This is a genomic window from Myxococcales bacterium (assembly GCA_016699535.1).
Classification (GTDB): domain Bacteria; phylum Myxococcota_A; class Polyangia; order Polyangiales.
The window spans coordinates 2,241,340-2,266,923 of record CP064980.1; the positions used below are offsets into that span (position 1 = coordinate 2,241,340).

The 25,584-nt window shown below is 52.4% G+C and carries 14 protein-coding genes and 1 pseudogene; 7 read left to right on the forward strand and 8 right to left on the reverse strand.

Annotation, left to right across the window (positions count from 1 at the left end):
- Positions 1-50: 50 nt before the first annotated feature.
- Complete coding sequence (locus tag IPJ88_10660) at positions 51-389, reverse strand: (2Fe-2S) ferredoxin domain-containing protein (GenBank protein QQR88698.1); 339 nt, start codon at positions 387-389, stop codon at positions 51-53.
- Between the two features lie 132 nt (positions 390-521).
- Between IPJ88_10660 and IPJ88_10665 the strand changes: the two genes are divergently transcribed.
- The 4 genes from IPJ88_10665 (at position 522) to IPJ88_10680 (ending at position 4,674) form a co-directional block, all read left to right on the forward strand.
- On the forward strand, positions 522-860 hold the full coding sequence (locus IPJ88_10665) for a P-II family nitrogen regulator (protein QQR88699.1): 339 nt from the start codon (positions 522-524) through the stop codon (positions 858-860).
- Between the two features lie 58 nt (positions 861-918).
- The gene (glnA, locus tag IPJ88_10670; protein QQR88700.1) at positions 919-2,346 is read left to right on the forward strand and encodes a type I glutamate--ammonia ligase; all 1,428 of its coding nucleotides are present in this window, start codon (positions 919-921) and stop codon (positions 2,344-2,346) included.
- A 98-nt stretch (positions 2,347-2,444) separates the two neighbouring features.
- Positions 2,445-3,296, forward strand: coding sequence for a phosphatidylserine decarboxylase (psd, locus tag IPJ88_10675; protein ID QQR88701.1), 852 nt, complete (start codon positions 2,445-2,447; stop codon positions 3,294-3,296).
- Positions 3,289-4,674 (forward strand): class I SAM-dependent methyltransferase, encoded by a 1,386-nt coding sequence (locus IPJ88_10680; protein ID QQR88702.1) that lies wholly within the window; start codon positions 3,289-3,291, stop codon positions 4,672-4,674. Before psd ends, IPJ88_10680 begins: the two co-directional genes overlap by 8 nt.
- 90 nt (positions 4,675-4,764) lie before the next feature.
- Here the strand turns inward: IPJ88_10680 and lon are convergent.
- From lon to IPJ88_10715, 7 genes and pseudogenes are all read right to left on the reverse strand, one after another.
- Positions 4,765-7,256, reverse strand: a pseudogene (gene lon / locus IPJ88_10685) (endopeptidase La).
- 142 nt (positions 7,257-7,398) lie between these two features.
- Positions 7,399-8,652: an ATP-dependent Clp protease ATP-binding subunit ClpX gene (clpX, locus tag IPJ88_10690; protein ID QQR88703.1), complete on the reverse strand. Its 1,254-nt coding sequence runs from the start codon at positions 8,650-8,652 to the stop codon at positions 7,399-7,401.
- Positions 8,653-8,790: 138 nt separating this feature from the next.
- A complete protein-coding gene (clpP, locus tag IPJ88_10695) occupies positions 8,791-9,429 on the reverse strand; it encodes an ATP-dependent Clp endopeptidase proteolytic subunit ClpP (protein QQR88704.1) in 639 nt (212 codons plus the stop codon).
- The gene (tig, locus tag IPJ88_10700; protein QQR88705.1) at positions 9,422-10,723 is read right to left on the reverse strand and encodes a trigger factor; all 1,302 of its coding nucleotides are present in this window, start codon (positions 10,721-10,723) and stop codon (positions 9,422-9,424) included. Before tig ends, clpP begins: the two co-directional genes overlap by 8 nt.
- On the reverse strand, positions 10,713-11,177 hold the full coding sequence (locus tag IPJ88_10705; protein ID QQR88706.1) for a dCMP deaminase family protein: 465 nt from the start codon (positions 11,175-11,177) through the stop codon (positions 10,713-10,715). The genes tig and IPJ88_10705 overlap by 11 nt, the downstream gene beginning before the upstream one ends.
- Before the next feature lie 44 nt (positions 11,178-11,221).
- Positions 11,222-12,592: a hypothetical protein gene (locus tag IPJ88_10710; GenBank protein ID QQR88707.1), complete on the reverse strand. Its 1,371-nt coding sequence runs from the start codon at positions 12,590-12,592 to the stop codon at positions 11,222-11,224.
- 17 nt (positions 12,593-12,609) lie between these two features.
- Complete coding sequence (locus tag IPJ88_10715; GenBank protein QQR88708.1) at positions 12,610-14,259, reverse strand: ribonuclease J; 1,650 nt, start codon at positions 14,257-14,259, stop codon at positions 12,610-12,612.
- A 155-nt stretch (positions 14,260-14,414) separates the two neighbouring features.
- On the opposite strand from IPJ88_10715, the gene IPJ88_10720 reads away from it, so the two are divergent.
- The 3 genes from IPJ88_10720 to IPJ88_10730 all read left to right on the forward strand — a co-directional run bounded on the left by IPJ88_10720 (position 14,415) and on the right by IPJ88_10730 (position 25,583).
- A complete protein-coding gene (locus IPJ88_10720; protein ID QQR88709.1) occupies positions 14,415-15,815 on the forward strand; it encodes an MBL fold metallo-hydrolase in 1,401 nt (466 codons plus the stop codon).
- A 175-nt stretch (positions 15,816-15,990) separates the two neighbouring features.
- Positions 15,991-19,656, forward strand: a complete 3,666-nt coding sequence (locus IPJ88_10725) for a hypothetical protein (GenBank protein ID QQR88710.1) — start codon at positions 15,991-15,993, stop codon at positions 19,654-19,656.
- A gap of 5 nt (positions 19,657-19,661) precedes the next feature.
- A complete protein-coding gene (locus IPJ88_10730) occupies positions 19,662-25,583 on the forward strand; it encodes a VCBS repeat-containing protein (protein ID QQR88711.1) in 5,922 nt (1,973 codons plus the stop codon).
- Position 25,584: the final 1 nt, after the last annotated feature.

Here is a 25,584-nt window from a genome sequence, read left to right on the forward strand (position 1 = left end):
CTTCATTCGTCCTAAACAAAAGGGCGGCAGCTTGCAACCGGTGCAATCGGTTAATCCTCTTTTGCTTCATCAAAATCGCTGTCATTTAGCAAAAGACGCTGCAAAAGCTGGCCTTTTTCAAGCGCATTCAAAATATCCGGGACGTCGTTTTCGGTGACCCTTCCATAAAACGCGTGATCAGGCATGACCGCGATGACTGGCCCCACCCAGCACAAGTCCAAACAACTTGAGCCACAAATGCGAACTTGGCCATGAAGTCCGCGTGCTGCGATTCCTTTTTTTAGAAGGTCGCGTATTTTTTCGCTTTGACACGAAGAGCAACATCCTTTGGGATGTCCTTCGGGGCGTGTATTTTCGCAAACCCATAAATACTGTTTTCGTTTTGGCATCCTGTGTGAACCTTAGGTGAGTTGGTGAGAGCGCCTCTGGAACCTTAAAGTTAGCTTAGCGCTAGCGCCGAGTGAACATGTTTGGTACATCGAGTTCGACCGCACCAGTGCACGCAGTGGTATGGAGGAATCATGAAAAAAGTAGAAGCGATCATAAAACCTTTCAAGCTTGATGAGGTTAAAGAAGCTCTTTCTGAGGTGGGCGTCGAAGGCATGACAGTCACCGAAGTTAAGGGTTTCGGGCGGACAGGCGGTAAAAAAGAAGTCTACCGCGGCTCAGCCTATGTTGTAGATTTTGTCCCGAAAATAAAACTTGAAATCGTGGTAGCCGACTCCATGGTGCCGCAAGTCCTCGAAACCATTGAGCGTGCCGCCAAAACCGGCCGTGTTGGGGACGGTAAAGTATTTGTCTCGCCCGTTGAGGAGGCTGTTCGCATCCGTACTGGTGAGCGGGGCGAAGAAGCTATTTAAACAATATTGTTACTTTGGCGAAACATTCCTGAAACATTTCTGATCTATAAGTCGGCGCATGTCCAAAGAGATCCTAAGCCCTAAACAAGTTATCGAATTTGCCCGCAAACACGGGGCTGTCATGGCCGACCTGCGTTTCGTCGATTTGCCCGGTGTCTGGCAGCATACTTCAGTGCCCATCGAACGCATTGATGAAGATTGTTTTGAAGACGGTTTCGGTTTTGATGGCTCGTCCATCCGCGGATACCAGCCAATCAATGCCTCAGACATGCTCATCGTGCCAGATGCAGCAACCGCTCAAATGGATCCTTTTACAGCGCATCCCACCCTTGTGCTTACTTGCGACATTCATCATCCGGTGACCAAAGAGCCTTATGCACGAGACCCGCGCTTTATTGCCCGCAAAGCCGAGGCCTATCTCAAGCAAACTGGGATTGCAGACACTATCAACGTTGGTCCCGAAGCTGAGTTCTTTATTTTTGACGATGTGCGGTATGGTCAAACATCGAACGGCGCGTTCTACAGTGTGGATTCCGATGAAGCTGTTTGGAACACGGGTCGCGACGAAAAGCCTAACCTTGGTTATAAAATTAGACATAAAGGCGGTTACTTCCCGGTTGCCCCTACCGATAGTTTGATGGATTTGCGTACTGAGATTGTTCAGATTCTCAAATCAGTAGGCATGATCGTCGAAGTAAGTCATCACGAGGTAGCCACTGCCGGGCAGTGTGAAATCGACGTGCAGTATGAGCCACTTACAAAGATGGCCGACTCGCTCATGTGGTTTAAGTACATCGTCAAAAACACTGCTCGCCGTGCCGGCAAGACCGTAACCTTCATGCCAAAACCGTTGTTTGAGGACAATGGCAGCGGTATGCATTGCCATCAATCCTTGTGGAAGAATGGAAAACCGCTTTTTGCCGGCGAAGGTTATGCTGGGCTAAGTGAAACAGCACTACACTACATCGGTGGTATCCTTGCTCATGCACCTGCTCTTTGTGCACTGACCAATCCTACGACCAACAGCTACAAGCGCTTGGTGCCAGGTTTTGAAGCGCCTGTGAACTTGGCCTATAGCTCAGCCAATCGATCGGCGGCTATACGTATTCCAACCTATTCAACCTCGCCCAAGGCAAAGCGTATCGAAGCTCGCTTCCCGGATCCTTCAGGCAACCCCTATTTGAGTTTTGCAGCGATGATGCTTGCGGGCTTGGATGGTGTTCAGCGCAAGCTTGATCCAGGCGCCCCGCTCGACAAAGACATTTACTCGCTGAAGCCAGAGGAGCTCAAGGACGTTGCGCAGGTCCCTGGATCGCTTGATGGGGCCTTGGATGCCCTCGAAAAGGATCACGAGTTCTTGCTCAAGGGCGATGTCTTTACCTCGGAGGTTCTGACCGAGTGGGTGAGCTACAAGCGCCACAATGAGGTCGATCCAGTGCGTCTTAGGCCCACTCCTTACGAGTTTAGCTTGTACTACGATATCTGACACGGCCCCCTATCTGCGCTCGTGTGGCGCAGACAAGGGAAAATTGCTTGGACGTCTGTTTGACGTGCCGGTGTTGCGTCGGCTACCCTTAATACTAGATGAATTCGGGCAATATCACAGCGAGGCTCCTTAGACAGTTTCCCCAGGGAGCTTTTAGTCAGCTGATCGGACGCGCATCAGAACTTCGCGTGCCGTCACTACTGCTACGTCCTGTCATTGCAAGCTTTGCAAAGGTTTACGACGTTGATGTGCACGAAGCAGAAATTCCTGCTCAAGGCTTTGAATCATTTGATGATTTTTTTACGCGACGGCTCCGTTCCGATGCGCGCCCGCTTGCTTCTGGGGAAACAATCATGGCCGCGCCTTCGGATGGTAAAGTCATTGATGTCGGTCCGATAAGTGGCGGTGGCGAGCTTTTTATTAAGGGCCAACAGTACACTTTCGAGGAGCTACTTGGCGGCGAACAAGACAAGCGTCTGCAGGGCGGTAGTTTTGCAGTGCTTTACCTTTCTCCACGAGACTATCATCGCGTGCATTGTCCGCTTGATGCACGCGTATGCCGATGGTGGCGAATTACAGGGACGAGACATCCCGTTAACGCACTCGGCATGCGCTTCGTTCCCAAGCTTTTCGCAAGCAACGAGCGCGTTGTGGTACATTTGTACAGTGAGCATGTTGGAGATTTTTATCTCGTTATGGTTGCAGCTGCGGGTGTGGGCAATATCGAACTTTCCTTTGATCCCGAGTGTCGGAACGGCGAGGCATCTCGAAAGCAGTATTCCGAGACGGATTGGCCACACTTAGAAAAGGGTGAAGAGTTAGGCGTTTTTCATTTGGGCTCAACAGTGGTGTTGTTAACAACAAAAGAAAGTAACATCATAGCAAGTGTTGCATCAGGAGAGATGCTTCGCATGGGGCAAGCACTCGGACACAAGGCGTCTGATGAGTAGTGATGATCACAATGTCGACACGCTCGTCGATGGAGAAGCTTTGGACTCAGCTCAAGTCGATGGTGAAAACGGACAACAGGTACTTGCTGCGGCATCAAGTGACGCCTCTCTTATCGAAGCAAGGCCGACCGATCCTCCGGAAGCCAAGCTTGTTTTAGAGCTTGAGTCCGCGGAATTTCCGTCGCATGAGGAATTGGGGCTTGAACCTGATTTTGATGGCCTTTACCAGCCGTTTTCGAAGGAAGAAGTTACCGACGAAATTGACATGAGTTTGCGTGATGCCGAGCTTCGTGTTCTGGAAAATGAACCAACGCGGCGCAGGAAATCGCCAGCTGACGAGACCATCTCTCTTGAGGAGCCGGATGAAGTTCTCGACGATGGTGTTGCTGCAAAAGCTCTTCAGTCTAAAAAATCGTCGTCATCGAGGCCAGTTCCACCTCCACCGCCTGCGGGGTCCAACCAGCAGATCAAGCAAGTTTCGCTCGGACCGATGTCGAGCACCAAGCGATGGTGGGAGCAGTTTTTCAACGATGACTACCTTCGTTCCGTCAAGGCTCCGAGCCGCAAACAAGTTGCTCGCCAATGTGATTTTATTGAAGGTCGACTTGCGCTTGAATCCGGGGCAAGCATTCTTGATGTGGGTTGTGGTCTGGGGCTTCACGCCGTTGAGTTAGCTTCTCGTGGTTATGCCGTTGTGGGTCTTGATATTTCTTTGCCCATGCTTTCACGTGCATCGGAAGAAGCCCAGGAGCGTTCACAACGTTTGAATTTTTTGCACGCCGATATGCGTGAGCTTAGTTTTGAGCGCGCCTTCGATGCTGTTATTTGCTGGGGAACAACCTTTGGTTATTTCGACGATGAAAGCAATCGTCAGGTGATTGAACGGCTATACCGAACCTTGAAGCCAAAAGGTCGCATGCTGTTAGGTGTCTCGAATCGCGATTTTGTTGTTCGCACTCAACCCAATGTGGTTTGGTTTGAGGGAGATGCGTGTTTGTGCATGGAAGAGACCGCTTTCGATTACATCGCATCCCGTCTTGATGTGAAGCGTACCTTGTTGCTCGAGGGCGGCCGGCAGCGTGAGAGCAACTACTCCTTGCGTATGTACAACTTGCACGAAGTAGGTCACTTGCTTCACAATCAAGGTTTTCGTGTTGCCGAAGTGAGTGGAAGCACGGCAACACCGGGCGTTTTCTTCGGAGCAGATTCCCCGGAAATGCTTATCCTTGCTGAACGTCGGCCGTCGGCTCCTTTTTCGACGGTTGAAGTTCCGGATCCTGGATGGGACGATGAGACGGCCCGCCCGACACTTGTTGAAGAGCCTGGCTTTGACGAGGACACCCGTGTTCAAGACAGTGAGCCCGCCAAAGAAGAGTAGGTGTTCCCTTCCTTAACGAGGACATAAGCCGAAGCCAAACAAAGCTCGCGAAAAGCCCTGCCAACCAAGATGCCCTGAAAGAGTACGAGGCTATTGCCGGGCGCCGGGAGCTGGGGTGTTGGGCGGGATAATGGCTTCGGGGTCGAGCTCGACGTCGAGATCCTCGCCGAGAATTTTTCCGTTTTCCATGCGCAATGGGGTTGGGCGCTTTCCAAACATGGCGTCTGGATCGCTGATGCATAAAGCTTCTCGAAGCACTTCGTCCATATGTTCGACAAAGATAATCGTAATATTGTTGATCACCCGCTTAGGGATCTCTCGGAGGTCTTTTCTGTTGTCTCGTGGAACAATAATGCTTGAGATCCCAGCGCGATGTGCAGCAAGAATCTTTTCCTTGAGGCCTCCAATGGGCATGATTTTTCCACGCAGGGTGATTTCGCCAGTCATGGCAATGGCTCTGCGGACAGGAATCTTTGTGAAGGCACTCGCTATACTGGTTGCCATCGTAATGCCAGCACTGGGCCCATCCTTGGGCACAAACTCAGGAAAATGAATATGAATATCGACGTTCTGGTAAAAATCTTCTGCAAGCCCCAACATCTTATGACGTGAGCGAATGTAGCTGAGTGCCGCTTGAGCGGACTCTTGCATGCCTTTTTCCAGTAGTCCGGTGATCACAAGTTTGCCTTTGCCAGCGATCACTGCAACTTCACATTCCAAAATAGCTCCGCCATAGTTGGTGTAAGCAAGTCCGTTGGTCATGCCGATTTCATCGTGCTCACCGGCCTTGTCCGTGCGGTATTTTGGAGGTCCGAGGTATTTTGCAACGCTTTTTGCGCCGATGCGATAGGGCTTTGTCTCTTCAGTGGCGGTAACTACTTCACGTGCAATCTTGCGGAACAAGCTGCCGATTTCGCGTTCGAGGTTACGAACGCCGGCCTCTTTTGTGTACTGATGGACCAAAGAACGAAGTGCGTTTTCGGTTATCTCAATGGAGTGTCCGGCAAGGCCGGCCTCTTTTTGTTGTCTCGGCACCAAGTAGCGCTGAGCGATATTCATCTTTTCATACTCAGTGTAGCTAGTGAGCTGAATGATCTCCATGCGGTCCTGCAAAGGCAATGGAATCCCATGCAACGAGTTTGCAGTCGTGATGAACATGACATCTGAAAGGTCATAGTCGAGATCAAGGTAATGATCGGAAAAGTTTTTGTTTTGTTCGGGGTCTAAGACTTCGAGTAAAGCAGCTGCTGGATCCCCTCGGAAATCCGCAGACATCTTATCAACTTCATCAAGCAAAAATACCGGATTATCCGTGTCGGCTTTTCGCAGGGACTGAACAATGCGCCCTGGCATTGCACCGATGTAAGTGCGTCGATGCCCTCGTATTTCTGCTTCGTCGCGCACGCCGCCAAGCGAGAGTCTCACGAAGTTTCGTCCTGTGGCTCGTGCAATCGAGCGGGCAAGCGATGTCTTTCCGACACCTGGAGGACCAACAAGGCAAAGCACTGGGCCTCTTATCTGTTTGACAAGCGAGCGTACCGCCAGGTGCTCGAGGATGCGCTCTTTGACTTTCTGAAGCCCGTAATGATCCTCATCAAGAATCGCCTCGGCTTTGCTCAAATCGTAGTTTTCTTCGGCGCGTTCTCCCCACGGCAGGGCAATCACCCAGTCGACGTAGTTGCGGATCACGGTGGCTTCGGCACTCATGGGTTGCATGAGTTTGAGTTTGCGTAGCTCACGTTCGAGCTTTGATTCAGCTTCTTTGGACAGCGCTTTGTTCTGAATTTTCTCTTGCAGTTCTTCGAGTTCATTGCGGAATTCATCGCGCTCGCCGAGCTCTTTTTGAATCGCCTGCATCTGGTCGTTGAGGTAGTACTCTTTTTGAGTCCGTTCCATTTGACGTTTGACGCGGGAACGAATTTTTTTCTCAACCTGAAGAATCTCAATTTCGGAAGTCAAAAGCTCGTAGACGCGCTCTAGACGTTTGTCGACTTCTTCGGTTTGTAGCAAGTTCTGGCGATCATCCAGTTTGACATTGCTGAGATGGACAATAATGGAGTCAGCTAGCTTGTTGGCTTCTTCGATGGCCTCTAAAGTGCCCAGTGCCTCGGAGGGAATGCGTTTGTTGAGGCGCATGTACGACTCGAAGGTGGAGCGAACCGTACGCATGAGCGCTTGTGTCTCGACGGTGTCACTGCGCTTTTCTTCGATTTCGGAAGCTTCGCAAAGAAAGAAGCTTTCGTTTTGAACGAAACGTGAGATTTTAACTCGACACTTGCCTTCAACCAAGACTTTGACGGTGCCATCAGGCAGCCGAAGGAGTTGTACAATGTTTGCAAGCGTGCCTACGGTATAGATTTCATCGGCGGCGGGGTCGTTGATTTTGGCTTTTTCTGCGCAGCAAGGACGATTTTCTTGCTGTCGTTCATGGCGTGCTCGAGCGCATGAATTGATTTTTCGCGGCCGACAAATAGCGGCACCACCATGTGCGGAAACACAATGATGTCGCGTAAAGGCAATAAGGGAAGAGGCGAGGGCGCTTGTCCCTCTTCTGCGCCGTTCTCATTTCGGTTGAAAAACATCTCTAAATCCTTCGGCAAGTGTGTATCGTAACGCTTGCTTTGTCCATGGACAAAATGTCCGTCGGAACAATCACAAAACAAAGAAAAATCATACGCTTACGATTTTGCTTCCAGAGTGACCTCAGCAGGCTGCGCTTGGTCTTTACGCCATTTCAGCTTCTTTTTCGTAGACAATGAGTGGCTTATCGCCCTTGGTAATCACGTCGGAGTTGACGACTACTTCTTTGATTCCAGTTTCAGACGGCACATCAAACATAATCTCTAATAAGGCGCCTTCCAAAATTGCGCGCAGGCCGCGTGCTCCAGCATTTCGCTTGAGGGACTCACGGGCTACTGCACGCAAAGCGCCTTTGGCGAACTTGAGTTTGACCCCGTCCATCTCGAAGAGCTTGCCAAACTGTTTGACGAGTGCATTTTTCGGCGTGGTGAGGATATCAATCAACGCATCTTCATCGAGTTCATGGAGGGTGGCTACGACGGGTAGGCGACCAATAAACTCGGGGATAAGTCCAATGCGGAGCAAGTCCTCGGGTTGAACTTTTTCAAGAAGTTCGCCCACCGCGCGCTCTGTTTTGGAGGGTATATCGGCACCAAAGCCAAGTGTTTTTTCGCCCATACGTCGCTCGATAATTTTATCCAGGCCAACGAATGCTCCGCCGCAAATAAACAAAATGTTGCTGGTGTCGATCTGCAAAAACTCTTGCTGAGGGTGTTTGCGGCCACCTTTGGGGGGAACATTCGCAATAGTTCCTTCGATAATTTTCAAGAGGGCTTGCTGAACGCCTTCACCGCTTACATCGCGGGTGATGGAGGGATTATCGCCTTTGCGTGCGACTTTATCGATTTCATCGATGTAGACAATGCCTCGTTGGGCGCGTTCGACATCGTGATCCGCGTTTTGAAGCAACTGAACGATGATGTTTTCAACGTCTTCACCCACATAGCCAGCTTCAGTAAGAGTCGTAGCATCGGCTATAGCAAAGGGAACGTTGAGAACTTTAGCAAGCGTTTGAGCAAGGAGTGTTTTACCGGAACCGGTAGGTCCGAGCAGGAGAATATTGGATTTCTGTAGTTCAACGTCGTCGGTGCCTACTTTGCTTTCGATGCGTTTGTAGTGATTGTGAACGGCAACCGAGAGGATTTTCTTAGCTCGGTCCTGGCCTACGACATATTCATCAAGAACTGCTTTGATCTCAGCAGGCTTTGGAAGGGGGGCATTGGTACTGAGATTGTCTTCACGACCGACCTCTTCTGCAATGATGTCGTTGCACAGACCAATACATTCATCACAGATATATACAGTTGGACCAGCAATTAACTTTTTGACCTCTTTTTGGGATTTTCCACAAAAAGAGCATTGTAAATTACCATGACCATCTTCACGCCGTCGATCCACGAAAACTCCTTACTTCCTGTATCCTTGTAGTTTAACTCTCGAAATGCGCCACGGCAAGTAGTTGTCATGGCTTTGCACTTGGCAAAATCATGCCAACCCTGGCCCAGGAAGCCAAAGTGAGACATTCGCTGGAAACTACTACTTTTTATTGTCTTTTTTAATGACTTTTCGATGCTCAATCACATCGTCAATGATGCCATACACTTTGCCTTCTTCGGCGGAAAGGTAGCGATCGCGCTCGGTGTCTTCTTTGATTTTCTTTGCAGCCTGGCCGGTGTGTTGAGCCATGATGTCATTCATTTTGGCTCGAAGCGCCAAAATCTCGTTGGCGTGGATTTCGATATCCGAAGCTTGACCACGGAAGCCGCCGAGGGGCTGGTGGATCATGATACGGCTGTTGGGCAGGGCCTTGCGGCGGCCTCTATCTCCGGCTGCAAGAATCCATGCGGCCATCGATGCTGCTTGTCCTAAGCACACAGTGGCCACCGGGCAACGTACGTATTGCATGGTGTCGTAAATGGCCAATCCCGCCGTGATTACGCCACCGGGGCTGTTAATGTAGAGCAGAATCTCTTTGTCAGGATCTTCGCTTTCCAAAAAGAGCATCTGAGCAATGACAATGTTTGCGACATCGTCGTTGATTTCAGTGCCAAGAAAAATAATGCGGTCCTTTAACAGACGACTGTAAATGTCCCAGCTTCGTTCACCGCGGTGGGTGGTCTCAACGACTTGTGGGTAAGGAATAAAGGCACTGCTGGGACTAGAAAGGTCACTCATCGACGTTCTCCTGCGACTTAGTCGCTTTACTTTCGGTGATGGTAGCCTTCTCCTTCAAGAACTCAAGTAACTTGTCTTCAAAGAGCTGCGATCGCAGTGATTCAAGCTTCTCAGCGCCCAATTCTGCCTTGACTTTAGCGATATGCTTTGCAGATCGTTCTGCTATCTCGGCCAGCTTATTTTCGAGTTCCTTGTCGCTGACTTCGATTTTCTCCTGTTTGAGCAGAGCGCGGAACAATAAGGCTGTGCGAACTTTTCGTTCGGCTTTGGGCTGCATGTCTTTGACGATTTCTTCGCTCAGTGGAGCGTTTGCGCCGATGGATTGATAAAACCCGATAAAGTCTCGGAGCATGGCCTGATGTTGTTGGTTCACCAAGGATGGCGGTACATCGATTGGGTTTTTGGCGATGAGGGCGTCAATAAGGCTTTCTTGGAGCTCCGATTCAGCTTTGTGTTCTGCGCGATGTTCAAGTTGCTTCTTGATGTCGTCTTTAAGCGCTTTGAGTGTTTCAAACTCGCCGCAGTCTTTGGCAAATTCGTCATCGAGTTCAGGAAGCTGTTTTTGTTGGATTTGTTTAATGGTCACCGAGCAGGTGGCTTTTTTGCCTCGTAGCTCTTCATCCCCGTGATCGTCGGCAAAACTTAGTTCAATGTCCTTGCTTTCATTGATGCGCATGCCTTCAATGCCAGTTTCGATTTCGGGCAATAGGCCTGCTCCGCCGAGCTCAACTGCGCGGTTTTGAGTGCTCAGATCCTGACGAGGCACGCCTTCAAGCGCGACAGCGTAGTCCAAGGTCACGATGTCGCCCGATTTAGCTTTGTGCTTTTCATCTGTTGCAACCAAGTCGGCTTGACGCGCCCGAAGCTGCTCCAGCTCATCGTTGACCTGCTTTGCGCTGATCTTTACCGAAGGCTTGTTTGCTTTAAGCCCCGAGATGTCGACTTTTTCGATTTCTGGCTGCACTTCGAGCTTGGCGGTGAACTTCAATGCCTTGCCATGCTCTATGGTGGGTGGCTCAACCGAGGCCGGAGCTACAGGAGCCAAGTTGTGCTCGCTTACGGCACTTAGAATACCAGCTTCGACCATGTTGGCTGAGACCTGCTCCATGACTTTTTTGCCGTAGACCTGTTTTAAGACATGCTTGGGTGCCTTGCCGGGCCGAAAGCCCTTTATTTTTGAGGTACGGGCAAGTTCTTGATAGGTGCGGTCAAGATCTTTACTGATGTCGTCCCAGCTGACTTCCACATTGATTTCAACTTCGACTGAGCTTAGGTGATTGATTTTAGAGGGCATCTTTATCCTTAATCGTGGTTTGAACAGTCTCGCTTAGACTGATGAGTTCGATGTTTAGTTGTTGGGCCACGTCGAAAATGCGTTGATCCCGATAAAACTCGCCATAGACAATGCGGCGAATTCCAGCGTTGGCAATGCTCTTGAAGCAGGGCCAACAGGGCGATGCAGTGACATAGATATCGGAATTGTCAATAGAACTACCGTATCTGGCCGCTTGGATAATGGCGTTGATTTCTGCGTGGAGGGTGCGAACGCAGTGGCCATCTTCCATCATGTGACCGGCATCGTCGCAGTGATCCAAGCCTCGCACTGAGCCGTTGTAGCCGGTTGAAAGGATAGTTTTATCGCGTACGATGACCGCGCCGACGTGCTTGCGATCACAGGTGGAGCGGGTAGCAACCTCAAGCGCAATATTCATGAAATAGTGGTCCCAGGAAACACGAGCTTCTGCCATAGCCCGGCGAGGTAGCATGGCCGGCAGACTGAAACAACTGCCCGCTAAAGAACCTGCCTTGCAGGAGGGGGAAGAGCGCGGGTAATCAGTAGCCGCCGGCCTTTTAAAGAGGTGAAAAAACAGGCCCGGCAGCTTTTGGGGCGCGAGAGGCCATGCGCACTTTGGGCGGCTTCGTGGGCTTCTTTAGCGTCGGTTTCGCTAAGCCAATCGGAAAACCAGACCGCGGCGTAACGCCCTTTTGGATTTCGGTAGATCCCAAGTTTGTCTTGAAGCCAGCCTTCGGCTGCCTGGATAGCGGTTTGTCTTGGGTTGTTTTGAGCGAGATAACTCCGCCACACGAGTTCGCCTAGACTGTCTTCGATGATGAGTGTGTAGCCTAGAGGCAATTGTTTTGGCAGTGACATCGTTGGGAGTTTCGAGCGGAGCTTGCGAGTAAAATCAGCCGCTTCGGGGTGAAGCACTTCAGACATGGTCGTGGGTGGCGATGCATAGGCTTCGTTGACGGCTTTCCATCCGCCTTGGCTGTGAAGATGAGCGACAAAGCGCAAGCCATCGAGGTAGGGCGAGAGCAACATGGCTTGCAGAATGGGAGGTGCGTTGCGTAACTTTTCCGCAGGAAGCGCGCCAAAGCCATCGGTGGGCATGACTTGATCGAGCATATTTAGATTGCTGGTGAGCTTCGAGAGAGGAATCCCGAGCGCCGATGCAAAATCGGCAATCATCGCCAAGGTTGCGTCCCCTTCGACGAGCGCTTGAAAGGCAGCATCGGCGTCGGTCTTTCGTTTTTGACCATGAAGTTTGTGCAGGTTCAAATGCTGGCCTTGCAGAGCATGAACGAGTTCATGCACTAACACTGCGTGAGCTTCACCAAAGGTTTGCGTGTCTTTTTGAGCAAGGCCTGACACGACATCATTGCGCACCGCAAGGTATTCTTCTTTTGGATTGTAGTAACCAATCACTTGTTCCCCGAGCACATCGAGCAGCAAGGTGCCAAGGTCAGCGTCTGCATCGAGCAAGCCGAGCACGCCGAAGGTTATGTACGCTTCGTTGAGTTCCTCGGCGTCAATTTCGGATTCCAGGTATGCACGAATGAAATCATCGTCTTGAATGCGAATAGGCACGGGTGTCTTGAACTTAAGGTCCCTCACCTGTTCGGCGGTTTTGAGCAAGGGCCCCAGCGCTCGACTTTCCAGCGCGTTTGGAGCGCGGTCAATCGCTCCGTCCAGTTGTCCGTGAAATGCTTTGTTCGATGGTGTGGGTGAAAAACCGCACTGCTCGTAGAGCGCATCGCGATTGAGCCCGGGCGTTTGGATACGGACAGGGCTTGCTGGCCTTTCATGTTCCGGAGCCGAAGCACACCCGGTCCAAGCGTGGAGTGCAAAAGTAAGGAAAAGAGGAAAAAACGATTGTTTCATAGGGTGCTCGGGCTGGCCTAACCAGCTTCGAGTACCATGGCATAGCACAACGGGCGCTGTCCTGTTTTTTTGCGCAAAAAACTACGCAAAGCTTGCTTGGCAAGCTCACTGAGTCGTTCGGTGTCGGTATTTTTGTTTTTTGCCAACGCTGTTTCAACGGCTTTGCGAACATGGTCCTCTGCATCATCAATCAGCGATTCGTTATCGTCGGTATTGACGATGCCGCGCAAGAACACTTGCACCTCGCCCAACCAAGCTTCCTCGAAATCGACAACAAAAGAGACCACGGCAACGCCTAGGCGACCAAGCAATACACGGTCCTTCAGGGCCAAAGGGGAGAGCGGCCGGTTGGCTTGGATGTAGACTCGGCCCGTATGGTTTTGCTCCACAATCTCCATGCCCTCGGCGCTTAGCTCGACCACATCACCGTTTTCAATGACCAAGGTGTCACGAATTCCCAAATCGGTGGCCAAGGCAGCGTGGCGATTGAGATGATGAAAGGTGCCATGCACCGGGATGAAGCTCTGGGGGCGAGTAAACTGAATCATGCGTCGTTGTTCCTGCTGGCATGCATGACCACTGACATGGATTTCGGGATCATCTTTGCGACTCAGCACACGGACACCTCGACGCTCCAACGCATCAAGCATGCTGAACACTGATTTTTCACGCCCCGGAATGATTCGGGATGACATAAGCAACAAGTCGCCTGGGCCAAGAGTCGCTTGAGCGTGCTCGTCATATGCGATGCGATTGAGTGCTGAGCCTGTTTCGCCTTGGGTGCCTGTGGCGACCATGAGCAGTTGTTTGCGCGGGACATCTTGAGAGCTTTTTTCATCAACGAGCACGTCATCGAGATGCTGTATGAGTCCTAAGCTTCGCGCGATGGATAAGTGATTTTGTACGGAACGACCCAGTGGATACAGTTTTCGTCCGCTGCGTTTGGCGATGTCCACGAGCGAGCTAAGGCGGTAGGTGTTTGATGCGAAGATAGCCACGGCGACAGCGCCTTCGGCTTTGCGAATGTGACGCTCAAGCGCCTTGCGCACCGTTAGTTCGGAGCCTGCCACGCCGCTAGTATCGATGTTGGTTGAATCGCTGAGCAGCAGACGCACGCCTTCATCGCCTAGCTTTTTTAAACTCTCGGCATCAAAATGCACACCGTCGGTCGGCGTTGGATCGATCTTGAAATCACCGGAATGAATCACCGTGCCGACAGCTGTTTCAATCGCAAGTGCGGTCGCGCCGTTGATTGAGTGAGTCACGGGAAGGTGGGTGAAGCGAAAGGGTCCGAGCTCGTATTCGTCATGGGGTTTGATGCGACGAAGGTCGGGTGCTTTGGAAAAGCGATGTTCAGACAATCGCTTTTCAATAAGTTCAGCAGCGTAAGCAGGCGCCATGATCGGTACATGAAATTTTTTGAGCAGGTAAGGCAGGGCGCCAATGTGATCTTCGTGTCCGTGCGTAATCACCACGCCAACCAATGTGCTATCGGTTGATTCAAGATAAGAGAAGTCGGGATGAATGACGTCCACACCATTGTCGTCGTCATAAAAGGTGATGCCGCAATCGATGAGCACTATTTGCCCATCGTGCTCAATCATCAGGCAGTTCATGCCCACTTCACCCAGGCCGCCAAGCGGCATCAATCGAATTGCTTCATCCACAGCGCACAGCTAGTCCATAGCCTGCACAAAGGTCAAGGCTTAGTTGCTTGTTTCAAAAAGATCAGAGCACTAGTGAAGAAAATGGCTCACACGAAAGCAACGAAGATCGCATCAATACGTTGACGATGCTGCCCGGATGAGCGCACAACATGGGCATGGAACTTGAGTTTTATGGGGCTGCCGATGAAGTCACAGGATCATTGCACAGGCTTCGCTGCGCAGGGGCAGAAATATTACTGGATTGCGGACTATTCCAAGGACACCGTGAACAAAGCAATCGCCTGAACCGAGAGTTGCCATCTTGGGCCAGCAAGGCGAATGCGCTTGTGCTGAGTCATGCCCATCTTGATCACAGTGGCGGTATTCCAACCCTGGTTAAACGTGGTTTTGACGGCAACATCTATTGCACGCCACCGACACGTGACTTGTGCAGCGTGATGTTGCGTGATGCTGCGATGATTCAAGAGCAAGATGCGCGCTATCTCAATAAGCGCTATGCCAAAACAAAAGAGCACGAAGCTATTGAGCCTTTGTATCGTGTTGAAGATGCCCACCGAGCCATTGGACAGATGGTTTCGATTCCCTTTCATCGGCCACTTCCGATCGCGCCAGGCGTCACGCTTTGTTTTTATAATTCAGGACATGTGCTTGGCTCAGCCTTGGTGTGCTTAGACTTAGAAGAGGGCAATACGAAAAGACGCTTGCTTTTCACAGGCGACCTTGGTCGCGACGAACTTCCATTGCTCAAACCCCCAGAGATTGTGCCAGATGTCGACGTTCTCATTTGTGAAAGCACTTACGGTGATCGTCTTCATCCTGATATAGCGCGAATGGACGAGGAGCTTGCGAGCATTGTCACTAAGACCATTGGGCGTGGCGGCAGAGTATTGATTCCTACCTTTGCGCTTGAACGTGCTCAAGAAGTGTTGTTTGCGCTTGAGCGCCTGTCAGAAAAAGGCCGCGTGCCAGAGGTTCCTATCTATATTGACAGTCCGCTGGCGATTGCCATTACCGAGGTTTACAAGTTGCACGCCGAAAGCCTGGCTCCCGACGTTGCGCAGCGCATGCTTGAACGCAACGACCCTTTCTCCCCGCCTGGATTGCGTTATGTGTCTGAAATTGAAGATTCCAAAGTCCTTCAAAAAAGCAAAGAGCCGAGCATTGTGATCGCCGGCTCTGGCATGTGCGAAGCAGGGCGTATTTTGCACCATTTTCGCGATGGTCTTGGCCAGTCAAAAAATAGCGTCGTGATTGTAGGCTTCATGGCGCAGCACACTTTAGGCAGACGTCTCGTTGAAGGGCGTCATAAAGTTAAAGTCTTTGGCATCGAGCGGGATGTGTTAGCCGACGTGCACGTCCTAGGCGGACTTTCAGCCCACGCCGATCAAAACGACTTGAAAAACTTTGTCGCGCAAACCAACAACCATGGCCCACTCAAACAAATCGCACTAGCGCACGGGGAAGCCCCCGCCAAACGCGCCCTAAAAAACCTACTCGCATCCCAAATCAACGCCGATATCATCCTCGCCGAAAAGGGCAAAACGATGCCGTTATAGTTGAGCGTCCATCAGCAACCGAACCATCTTTCTAACTATTTGAAATTAGAGTTGCTCTTAGCGGCATGCCGCTATTAATCTATTTTTTTACGCAACATCGTTGCACGATGGCCGATAACCGGGGCATACCTAGGCAAATAGTTATCAAGGCGCGCAGATAGGTAGCGGGGGGTAGATGACCATTAGTAAGAAGCAATTGCTATTCGTGTTGGTTTTTCTTGGCATGATGATTGGGTGCGGTGGTGGCCCAGATCCAGTCAATTTTGGCCTCTCCGATGCTCCCGCTTGTGAGCTTTCAGCCGATTGCCCCGAGGGCTCGTATTGCGAGCTTGGCATTTGCTATCAGGAGTGCAGCACGAAAGATAGCTGTTCTGGTGGTGATTCGTGTTCCGAGCGCGGACGTTGTTCTGCCTCGGGAGATTCCGATGATCCTCCGGTTCAAACTCAGCGCTCTGCTACACTTTCCGTTGAGCAAGCGTTGCTTGATTTTGGCACCAATCGCGACACCGTCACGCTCACGCTGATCTCTAGCGATCCGGACATTCCTGTGCGCTACCGTCTTTCAGACGATGTCCCGTGGCTGCAGATTCCCGATGCGGACAGGCTTTCGGAGTTCACCGATCAAAAAGAAATTGAGCTGACTGTAGACCGCGCTCAAATCGGCGAGGGCGCAGCCCAGGGCTTTCTTTCCATCTATTCCTACGCAGGCGATGTGCTTGTGCCCGTGACCGTGCAAAACAGCATCGAAGGCATGTATCGGGGTGTGTACGCTTATGAAGATCCAGGTCTAGGTCAGCTGCCTATTCGCATGGCGGTTCGCAAACAAGAAGACGGCAGTTTTGATGTCTTGATCGATCCCGAATACTCGCTTGGTTTTTTGGAGCAGGAGGATGGCGCGTGGCCTGGCACCTCGATGCAAATGGACGATGACGGCGTGCTCAGTGGTAGCGTTGCGCAAGCCATCGACCCTGCTGAGCTAGTGACCGATCAGGACAAACTCTTTGTAGATGACAGGACCATGGCACGCAGTATGGCTTTTTCTTTGAGTACGGATTCGGCTGGCCTGCTTCAAGGACAGGTCACCGAACGCTGGTACGGGCTTTTGCCGCAACCGTTTAACACAAGTGCGCAGCTTTTGCTCGTGCGCGAATCAAGCACGGACCTTTCTGAGATTGTTGCTGCACCGGAAGTGCTGATCGATGAAGCCGAGTACAGTTATGACATTGAGACCATCAACATTAGACCGGAATGTCGAGATTATGCTGAAAGTCTCGTTTCAGCAGATTGCAGTACGGCAGGCACTTCCTCGGAAATGAACGTTTGCGGAACAGCTGTCATCAACAATACAGAGTCGCCAGAAAATCGATTCGTTGCAGCATTGCCCGCACAAAACAATGCAATTGAGCCAGTTTTTACTGATTTGGCCGAAAAATGCTTGACCGAAATACCGGAGAGTCTTCCGATGTCGACGGTTGCTAAGTGCATACACAACGCCAAGGCTTACTGCGCCCAGCAATTTGGAAGTCAAGCCTATGCAAAAGGGAACAAAACTGCAGGGGCTTATCTCATGGCAGCGGGAAGTGATGCCCGCGTTCAAGCGGCGATTGTTTTCCTTCAAGAACGCATCCTGCAAGCGTATCGCGCTGAATACCAGAGCACGGGGTCTGCCGCGCGGACTCAGGCAAACGCACTGTTGACGGAAGGTAGAAGCTTTCTTTCCAATGCGTTGATCCCATGGACACGTGAATGGAGACTTCCCCTTATCTATGAAGTCACAGCCACGACCGCTGAGGGCAATGACTACAAATTCATCCGAAACTTAGCTTTATTGCTTAGCAAAGATTGGAACGCAGCGGACTATCAACTCAACCTTGCTCTGCAAACCCGTTGGAACCAGGTGGACCCACAAGCCTATATCGATGGGCTTCGCAGTGGGTTAGATATAGAAGCGCTACACCGCCTTCCGATTGCTGTTGCCCTGGCGCATATGGCTAAGGCACAGGGCTCGGATGATTTGCCGCATCTCTTTGAGCTTGGCGAAGCTTTTAGCGCCATGGGCAGAAAATCGATCCAGATGTTGGAACACCCCGATAGCGTTTTTGGCAAAGACGCCAACTACGTTCCTTTCATTTACGACGCAAGACAGGTTGCCGATCGTGGAGCAACCAACCTAGCGCAACTCCTAAGCCGCGCCGCAGACCGCGTCGCGGATGCCATCGCCAAAGACCAAGAAGCACGTGATTTTGTATATCAAGTGGCAGGTCAGACCTACACTATGGATGAAAGACTTCTTGATGCTCAAGGGAGTTTTGAAGGCGAGCTGATTGACTTGTGTGGCGGCTCTGCATCCGCTCCGGATATTGAAAACTGCGGCAGTTCTGGCGGAGCGCTGGCAGGTGCAAATCTTGCTGCTAAGCAAAGTGCAACCGGAATCGTTTTGGCCGAGCAGCGTGTTAGAGCTCAAAGGCAGCGCATCTTGGCTCAAACTTCAAGGTTGCAACAAGTCAACGGCATCAGAAAAGATGCATTGCAGTTTGTGAGCGAGAGCAACAACGAGATAATTGATATTACCGAACGCCAAAATTCGACGAGTTTTTTTGGTAATTTGTTTGGGACAGGATTGGCCGTTGCCTCCGGGATTGCGCGTGCAGTGGCAGGCGATCCGTCGGGGCTCCCTGGTGCTCTAACTTCCGTTGCCGATACCTATGTTCAAAACGAAGTGCGCGACCTGGAAGCACAAAAAGAACAACTTCGTTCGGCAAAGGAACTCAAACTCATCGATGCGGATCGACAAGTCGAATACATCAACGGCATGACACAGATAAAAGAGCTCCGCATTGGTGCAGCGGAGCTTCGCATCGAGCAAACACAGGCTGCTATGGATCATTCAGCTCAGCTTTTAAATCAGCAGAATTTGTCCACGAAAGCACAGTTCACGGCGCAGCAATACAACCGCGTCATAGCTCATCGTAGCGGCGAGCGCTTTGGAGGCCTCAACGATCCTACTCTGCGAATGCTGCGTGATGAAGCGGTGATCCGGGCCATGGAATACCGTGAACGTGCGCGCGAAGCGGTGTTTGATGCAGCCAAGGCCTTTGAGTACGAAATCAACGCAACCTTGCCTGGCATCTACACCGACTTAATTCCGGCGTTTGATGTCAACTCAATCGAAGACTTTTTCAATTGTTTGAAAGACCAAGTGGATGAATCGCTTTTGGCCTATGGCGCGCCCCAAGCTAAAACCATGGAGCTTAGTCTAAAAGAAGACATTTTAAAGATCCGCGGCTCGATCATCGATCCTCAGACAGAGCACGAGATTTCGGCGCAAGAGCAATTTCAGCGTTTGCTTTTCAAACCAGGTCGGGCCGATGAACAAGGCGAGGTAAGCATGCCGTTCGAGACAAGTTTGTCACTGAACAACGGCGCCTTTAGCACAGGGCTTTGCAATGACTTTGTTACGGGCATCCGTGTGAAACTTATTGGCGATGGCCTCGGTGACGATCAGGCCACCGTGCGCCTTGTGCAACGGGGCGTGAGTTTTGTGCGAAGCTGTGAGTCGCCCGACAGTGTTGTTGAAGACATCGTTAACTCCTTTGAGCTTGCGCCGCGTGAGGCTGAAATCGATGCGGGCGTCAACACCTATCGCGACAACGTCGATACCCAGTTTTTCGGACGCTCGGTGGCTTCGTCAGCTTGGGAAATTGTCTTCCCCTCGGCCGACAAAGCCCCGGAAAATGAAGACCTAGACCTCTCGCGGCTTGAAGATATTGTTTTTGAACTTCAGCGCGAAGCTGTGACCCTATCGGAATACACCGGCTCCTTTGCTCCGAGCTGCAACTAAGGCGCATGATGCGTAATCTTTTTGCGAGCACCTTGGTTTTTGCTTGCACGCTCTGCCTGAGCGCAAGTGCGCAAGACCGCTCTGGCGTGCGCCCGGCTGTGATGAGCGTCCCATCGGGTCCGGGCTCCATCGAAGGCTTGGGGGAAGCCTTTGAGCCGCAACTGCAAGCAGGGTCAAGCACTTACGGGATCGATATTGATGTCCCGCCCGGTGTGGCAGGTTTCGAGCCTGAGGTGACCTTGCAATACAGCTCGGGCACGGGCTACGACGTGCTTGGCCTTGGCTGGTCGCTTTCTATGCCGGCGGTCGAGCGCAGCACCGATCGGCGCCTGCCGACGTACACCGTAGAGGACCGTTGGGTGCTTAGCGGCATGGGCGGCAAGGGCTCTGAAGAGCTAGTGCAGATGAGTGACGGCAGTTATCGTTTCGAAATCGAAGGCGCCTTTGCGCGCGGCCGGCGCTCGGGCGATGGTTTCATCTTTACCAACACTTCGGGCGTCATCTTTGAGTTCGATGGCTCAGCCAGCAGCGTGGTGCGGGATGGCAGCAAAGACTTTTCCTACGCTTTGACTGCACAAGAAGACACTTTTGGGCATCGCATCGAATACATCTACGATAAACCCGCAGGCGAGCGGCGTTATCTTACTTCGATTCGTTACAATCTTCACGCCGAAGGCAGCGTGAACGAAGTGCGCTTCTCTTACGAAGAGCGCCCCGATGCGCTCACTAGTTATCTGTCGGCTTTTGCTGTGCGCACCACAAAGCGCCTGAGCAAAATCGAAGTGCTCCATGCGGGTGAGCCCGTGCGCCAATATGACTTGAGCTACGAGCTTGGTACCGGCCTTTCACGCTTGGTCAAAGTTGAGCTCACCGGCAAAGATGGCGAGACCACGCTGCCAGCGCTTAGCTTGACGTATGCTGAGTTTGATGCCGCCATCGCGCCAAAGCAGATGCTCAATGGCCCCACGCGCGAACTTGGCGCAAGCGTCGAGATTGCCGATGTCAATGGCGATGCTTTGCCCGATGTGGTGCAGATGGACGCTTCGCTTGATGGCGGAGCATATCGTTTGCGGCCCAATCTTGATGGCACGCAGTTTGGTGAGTGGCAAAACATCGATTCGGCCTCCACTTGGCTCGATAATCCCGACACACAACTTGCCGATGTCAACGGCGATGGCGCCCCGGATGTGCTCGCGCGCCTCTCAAGCAGCAGCGATGGGCTGCGTTATTATCCGGGTGGGAGCACTGGTTTCGGCGCTGCGGTGGTGCTCAGTCCCAATCTCAGCCCCGCACCCAGCGATCCAAACGTAAAGTTCGTTGATCTCAATCATGACCGGCGCGTTGACTGGCTTCACATCGAAGCAAGCTCTGGCGATGTGCGCGTGGCCATCAATCAAGGCGACGGCACCTTTTCCGCCGTGCAAAACCTCGGGCAGCTTGCATCCGGTCAAGTGCTCACTTTCGATGGGGATGGTTTACGCCTGGCGGACATGAACGGCGATGGCTTGCAAGACATCGCGCAGCTGCGCTCGGGTTCTTTGCGGTATTTCCCGGCAAAAGGCTCAGGTCATTTCGGCAGCGTGGTGTCTATCTCAGGGGCGCCCACGCTCTCGAGCAGCGAACTTGAGCGCTCAAACCTGAGCGACATCGACGGCAACGGTCTTGCCGACTTAGTCGTTGTCAATGCCGCGCACGTACTGCTTTACTTGAACCTTGCAAGCTCAGCGCTCAGTGATGTGGTGCGCATCGAAAACACGCCTGGCTCGAGCAGTTCTATCCAAGTGCGTTTGTTCGACATCAACGCCAACGGCAGCACCGATGTGGTGTGGTTGGATCGGAGCCTGGGGGTCGATGAAGCATGGACCTATGTTGATGTGCTTGAGCAGGGCAAGCCGGGCTTACTAACGGCCATCGACAACTGCTTGGGCCAAGTTATTCGCATGGGCTACGCGGGCATCGGTGAGATGCGCGCCTGGGCCAATGAACACAGCCTCGATTGGAGCAAACGCTCGCCTCTTGGGCAAATGCTTCTCTCCCAGATGTGGATCGACGATAGTCTTGGCTCAGTTCAGCATTCGCGTTTTTACTATGCCGATGGCTATTTTGATCCTTACGAGCGTGAGTTTCGCGGTTTTGCCTACGCGCAGCGCATCGATGTCGGTGATGCAAGTCAGCCCACGCTTCATACTATCAGCACCTTTGATGTCGGCGAGACTGAAAAAGCCTTCAAAGGCTTGCCGCTTAGCACCATCAGACAAAATGCCGAGGGTGGCACCTTTGATCGCACGCAAAACAGCTATGAGCTGCGACTGTTTGATTCCGCGGATGCCGAGCGGCCTTTGCGTTTTGCCTATCTAAAGCAAAGCGACAGCGAAGTGTTTGAGCTTGGCGATACGCCTATCAAAACTCGAAAAACCTTCGAGTACGACGACTTTGGAAATGTCACCAAACAAGCAGAGTGGGGCATCATCGAAGGCGAGAACTTGCTTGCCGGGGGTGACGAGCGCATCACCACGCGCAGCTATGCGCAAAACACCGAGCGATGGATCTTGGGCGCGCTTGCTTCAGAGAAGATTAGCGATGCATCAGGTACGCGTATTACTGAAACACGCACCTATTATGACGGCTCCGCTTTTGAGGGATTGCCCTTGGGGCAAATCGAGCGCGGGGCTGTGAGCCGAAAAACAAGCTGGCGCTCGGGTGATGAGTTTGTCGATGCCGAGCGCAATGAACACGATGCGCACGGAAATATCTTGGCGCAAATCGATGGCCGCGATGGGCGCAGCGATTACGCTTACGATGAAAGCGGCACTTTTGTCACCGAAGAGATGCTCACGGTCGATGAATCACACGCGCTTACTTTCCGGGCGACCTACGATCCTGCTTTTGGCACCATGCTTTCATTTTTAGACCCCAATGAGCAAACGACGACTTTCGAGCACGATGCTCTCGGGCGCTTGATGACCATTATCGAGCCGGGCGATGGCAAAGAGCGACCCACCAAAAGCTATGAGTACACCCTTGGTACGCCCACCTCGGTGATTCGCGAGAGACTGATCAAAGACAGCGATTCGGACGACGTCGAAACCTCGATTACGCACGTCGATGGGCTTGGCCGTAAACGCGCTATCTTTGAAGATGCAGGAGACGGTTCATGGGCTGCAAGCGAGATTAAAAGCTACGGTCCTCGTGGTCTTGTAAGCTTTGCGCAGCGCCCGCTCTTTGCCAGCAACGCCGATTACCGCGAAGCGGACCGCGACCAAAGCGGCATTGAGCTCAGTTACGATGCCCTGGGCCGCCCGCTCAGCGAAGTCGAACCGGACGGCGCGATGCGAGCCTTTAGCTATGCGCCACTGCGCAGCTCGCGTTTTGATGAAAATAACAGGCGCCGAACAGACATCGTCGATGGCCTAGGGCGTCTTATCCAGCACGCTCAGCAAGGCGATGAAGACGATGCGGTTACAACGTACAGCTACAACGCGGCAGACAAATTAACAGAGCTTAGCGATGCACGCGGCAGCGTGCGGCGCTACACCTACAACGGCCTTTTGCAGCGCACCAAAGTCCAGGACCCCAATGCAGGCACATGGGAGTTTAGCTACGATGTGCCTGGTGGGCTCTTAAGCCGCACTGACCCAGAGGGGAATCAATTGCGCTATGTCTATGATGCTCGCGGCAGAGCGCTTGAAGAATGGCATCGGGCAAAAGATGGCGAAGAGCGCTTGTCCGTGCGCTATCATTACGATGAACGCTCAGAGCGTTTTTCGTGGATGCGCCACACCCAAGGTCAGCTTTCATGGGTCGAGGACGAAGTCGGCGAAGTGCACTTTGGTTACGATGCACGCGGTCGGGCCACGGATGAAGTGCGCCGCTGGAGCGACGGCACGGAGCATGCAAACTGGTCGGAATACGATTCGCAAGACCGCCTCAAACGCCGCGGCTACCCAAACAAGACCTATTTTGAAACTTCGTATGATGCGCGCGGACTCACCCAGAGCATCACTGGCTTGATCAGCAATGTGAGCTGGAGCGCATGGGGCAGCTTGCAAGAAGCCAGCTACGGCAACGGCGTAAAGAGCCAACGCGAGTATGATTCGCGGCAGCGCCTGCGGCACATGTTCTCTGGGGCCGGTAGCGCAACGCTACTTGATTTGCGGTTTGAGCTTGATCCGAGTTCACGTGTCATCGAGGAAACCGATGCCCGCGAGCTTAGCGCTGCGCTCAATCTCAGCGCTAGTTATAGCTACGATGCGCGTTATCGCTTGGCATCAGAGCAAAACCGGCTCGGAACCACCACCTTTAGCTACGATGTGATGTCCAATCTGCTTTCGGTGACTTCGGATCGCGCTGATCTTCCCGCACAAGTTGACTATGAATACACGGATTCAAACGGCCCTGATCGCGTCACTAAGTTTGCCGATGAGTCTTTGAAGTATGATGCCGCAGGCCGCTTGCTTGAAGATGGCGCGCGTGTTTTGGAATGGGACGCCAAAGGCCGCATTGCCAAAGTCGTCCGCGAAGATGAAAACGGCGCGCAAATCACCGAGAGCTACCAGTATGGCTACGATGATCGCCGAGTTATCAAACGCACCATAAGCAGTGATGGCGAAACAGAAGTGCGCTATCCCTCGCCGGATGTCGAAGTGCGCGAAGGAAAGATCATTCGCTACGTCGAGCTTGATAACAAACGCGCGATACGCCTTGATGCCGTGTCAGACTCGCATTCCGCGCAAGCATCGGCTGCAGCTGTATCAACTTTCGTTCAGTTTCCTAAACCGTCGTCACCGTGGCTGCTGTTGTTCGGACTTCTGGCTTTGCTTGCTTCGGTCATCTTCAGTTTTCTCAAACGCCGAAGCGTTGCGCTCGGTGCGCTTTCGCTCGCCAGTGTTCTGCTCAGCTGCGGTGGCGATGACTATGATCCGCATGCGGGCGTGCTCATCAGCGAGTGGCCTGCTGATGCCGAGCTGTACTTGCATGATTTGCACGGCAGCCCTGTGGTGCGCGCTGGCTCCGAAGGAGAAGTGCTCGCCCGCTACGCTTACAACGCGTATGGCAGTGTGCGGGGCCTGGAAGAGAGTAGCGCTGACCCATTTCGCTTTGCCGGCAACGAGTTCGACAAAGGCGCAGCCCTAGCTGATTTCAAAGCCAGACCCTACCGGCCCGAACTAAGCAGCTTCATCAAAGCATACCCTGTGGCCGTCTTCGATCCCGAAAGCATCATGCAGGAGCCCGAGCGGCTCAGCCCCTACAGTTATGCCCTCGGCGAACCCATCGGCATGACCGACCCGGATGGCATGCACCCTGGTCCTACGCCTGGTGGGTATAGACCACCCACGCTGTTTGACAAATTCAAAGACTTCGCAGGTGATTTCTACACGGACACAGTCGAAGGAATTATCAACAGTCCACCTGGTCCCGGTATGGTTTTCGGAGGCCTAAAGGGCGTCGGCAAAGCAAGCGCGTCCGGCATCGGCAAAGTCGCGAGCCGCTACGCTCCGAAAGCCACCAAGTTCATCGGCAAACAAGCCAGCCGCCTAAGCAAATGGGCCGGCCAAAAACTTTCTTCTGCCACGAAAGCTGTTGGTAATCGCATCTTGGGTGGCAGCGGTTCCCGAGCGGCCAAAAAGCTACACAGAGTGGGCTCGGAAAAGCGATATCCCAGGGGCATGCGTTCGGTAAACACGTCATCAAAGGTGGTGAATTTTTCGGAGCTTGGCATCAAGTCGCCCGAGGCGTTTGCGAAACATATCAACAAAGTAGTCGCGGGAGCGAAGGGCGCTAATGTACGACAGCTTGCGGGAGGACGAACTGCATATTGGGATGACCTGACTGGAACCGTCGTTATTCAGAACCCGAAAGCAGTCGATATGGGTACAGCATTTCGGCCGACCCTTGGTAAACAGTATTTCACAGATATCTTAAAATGAG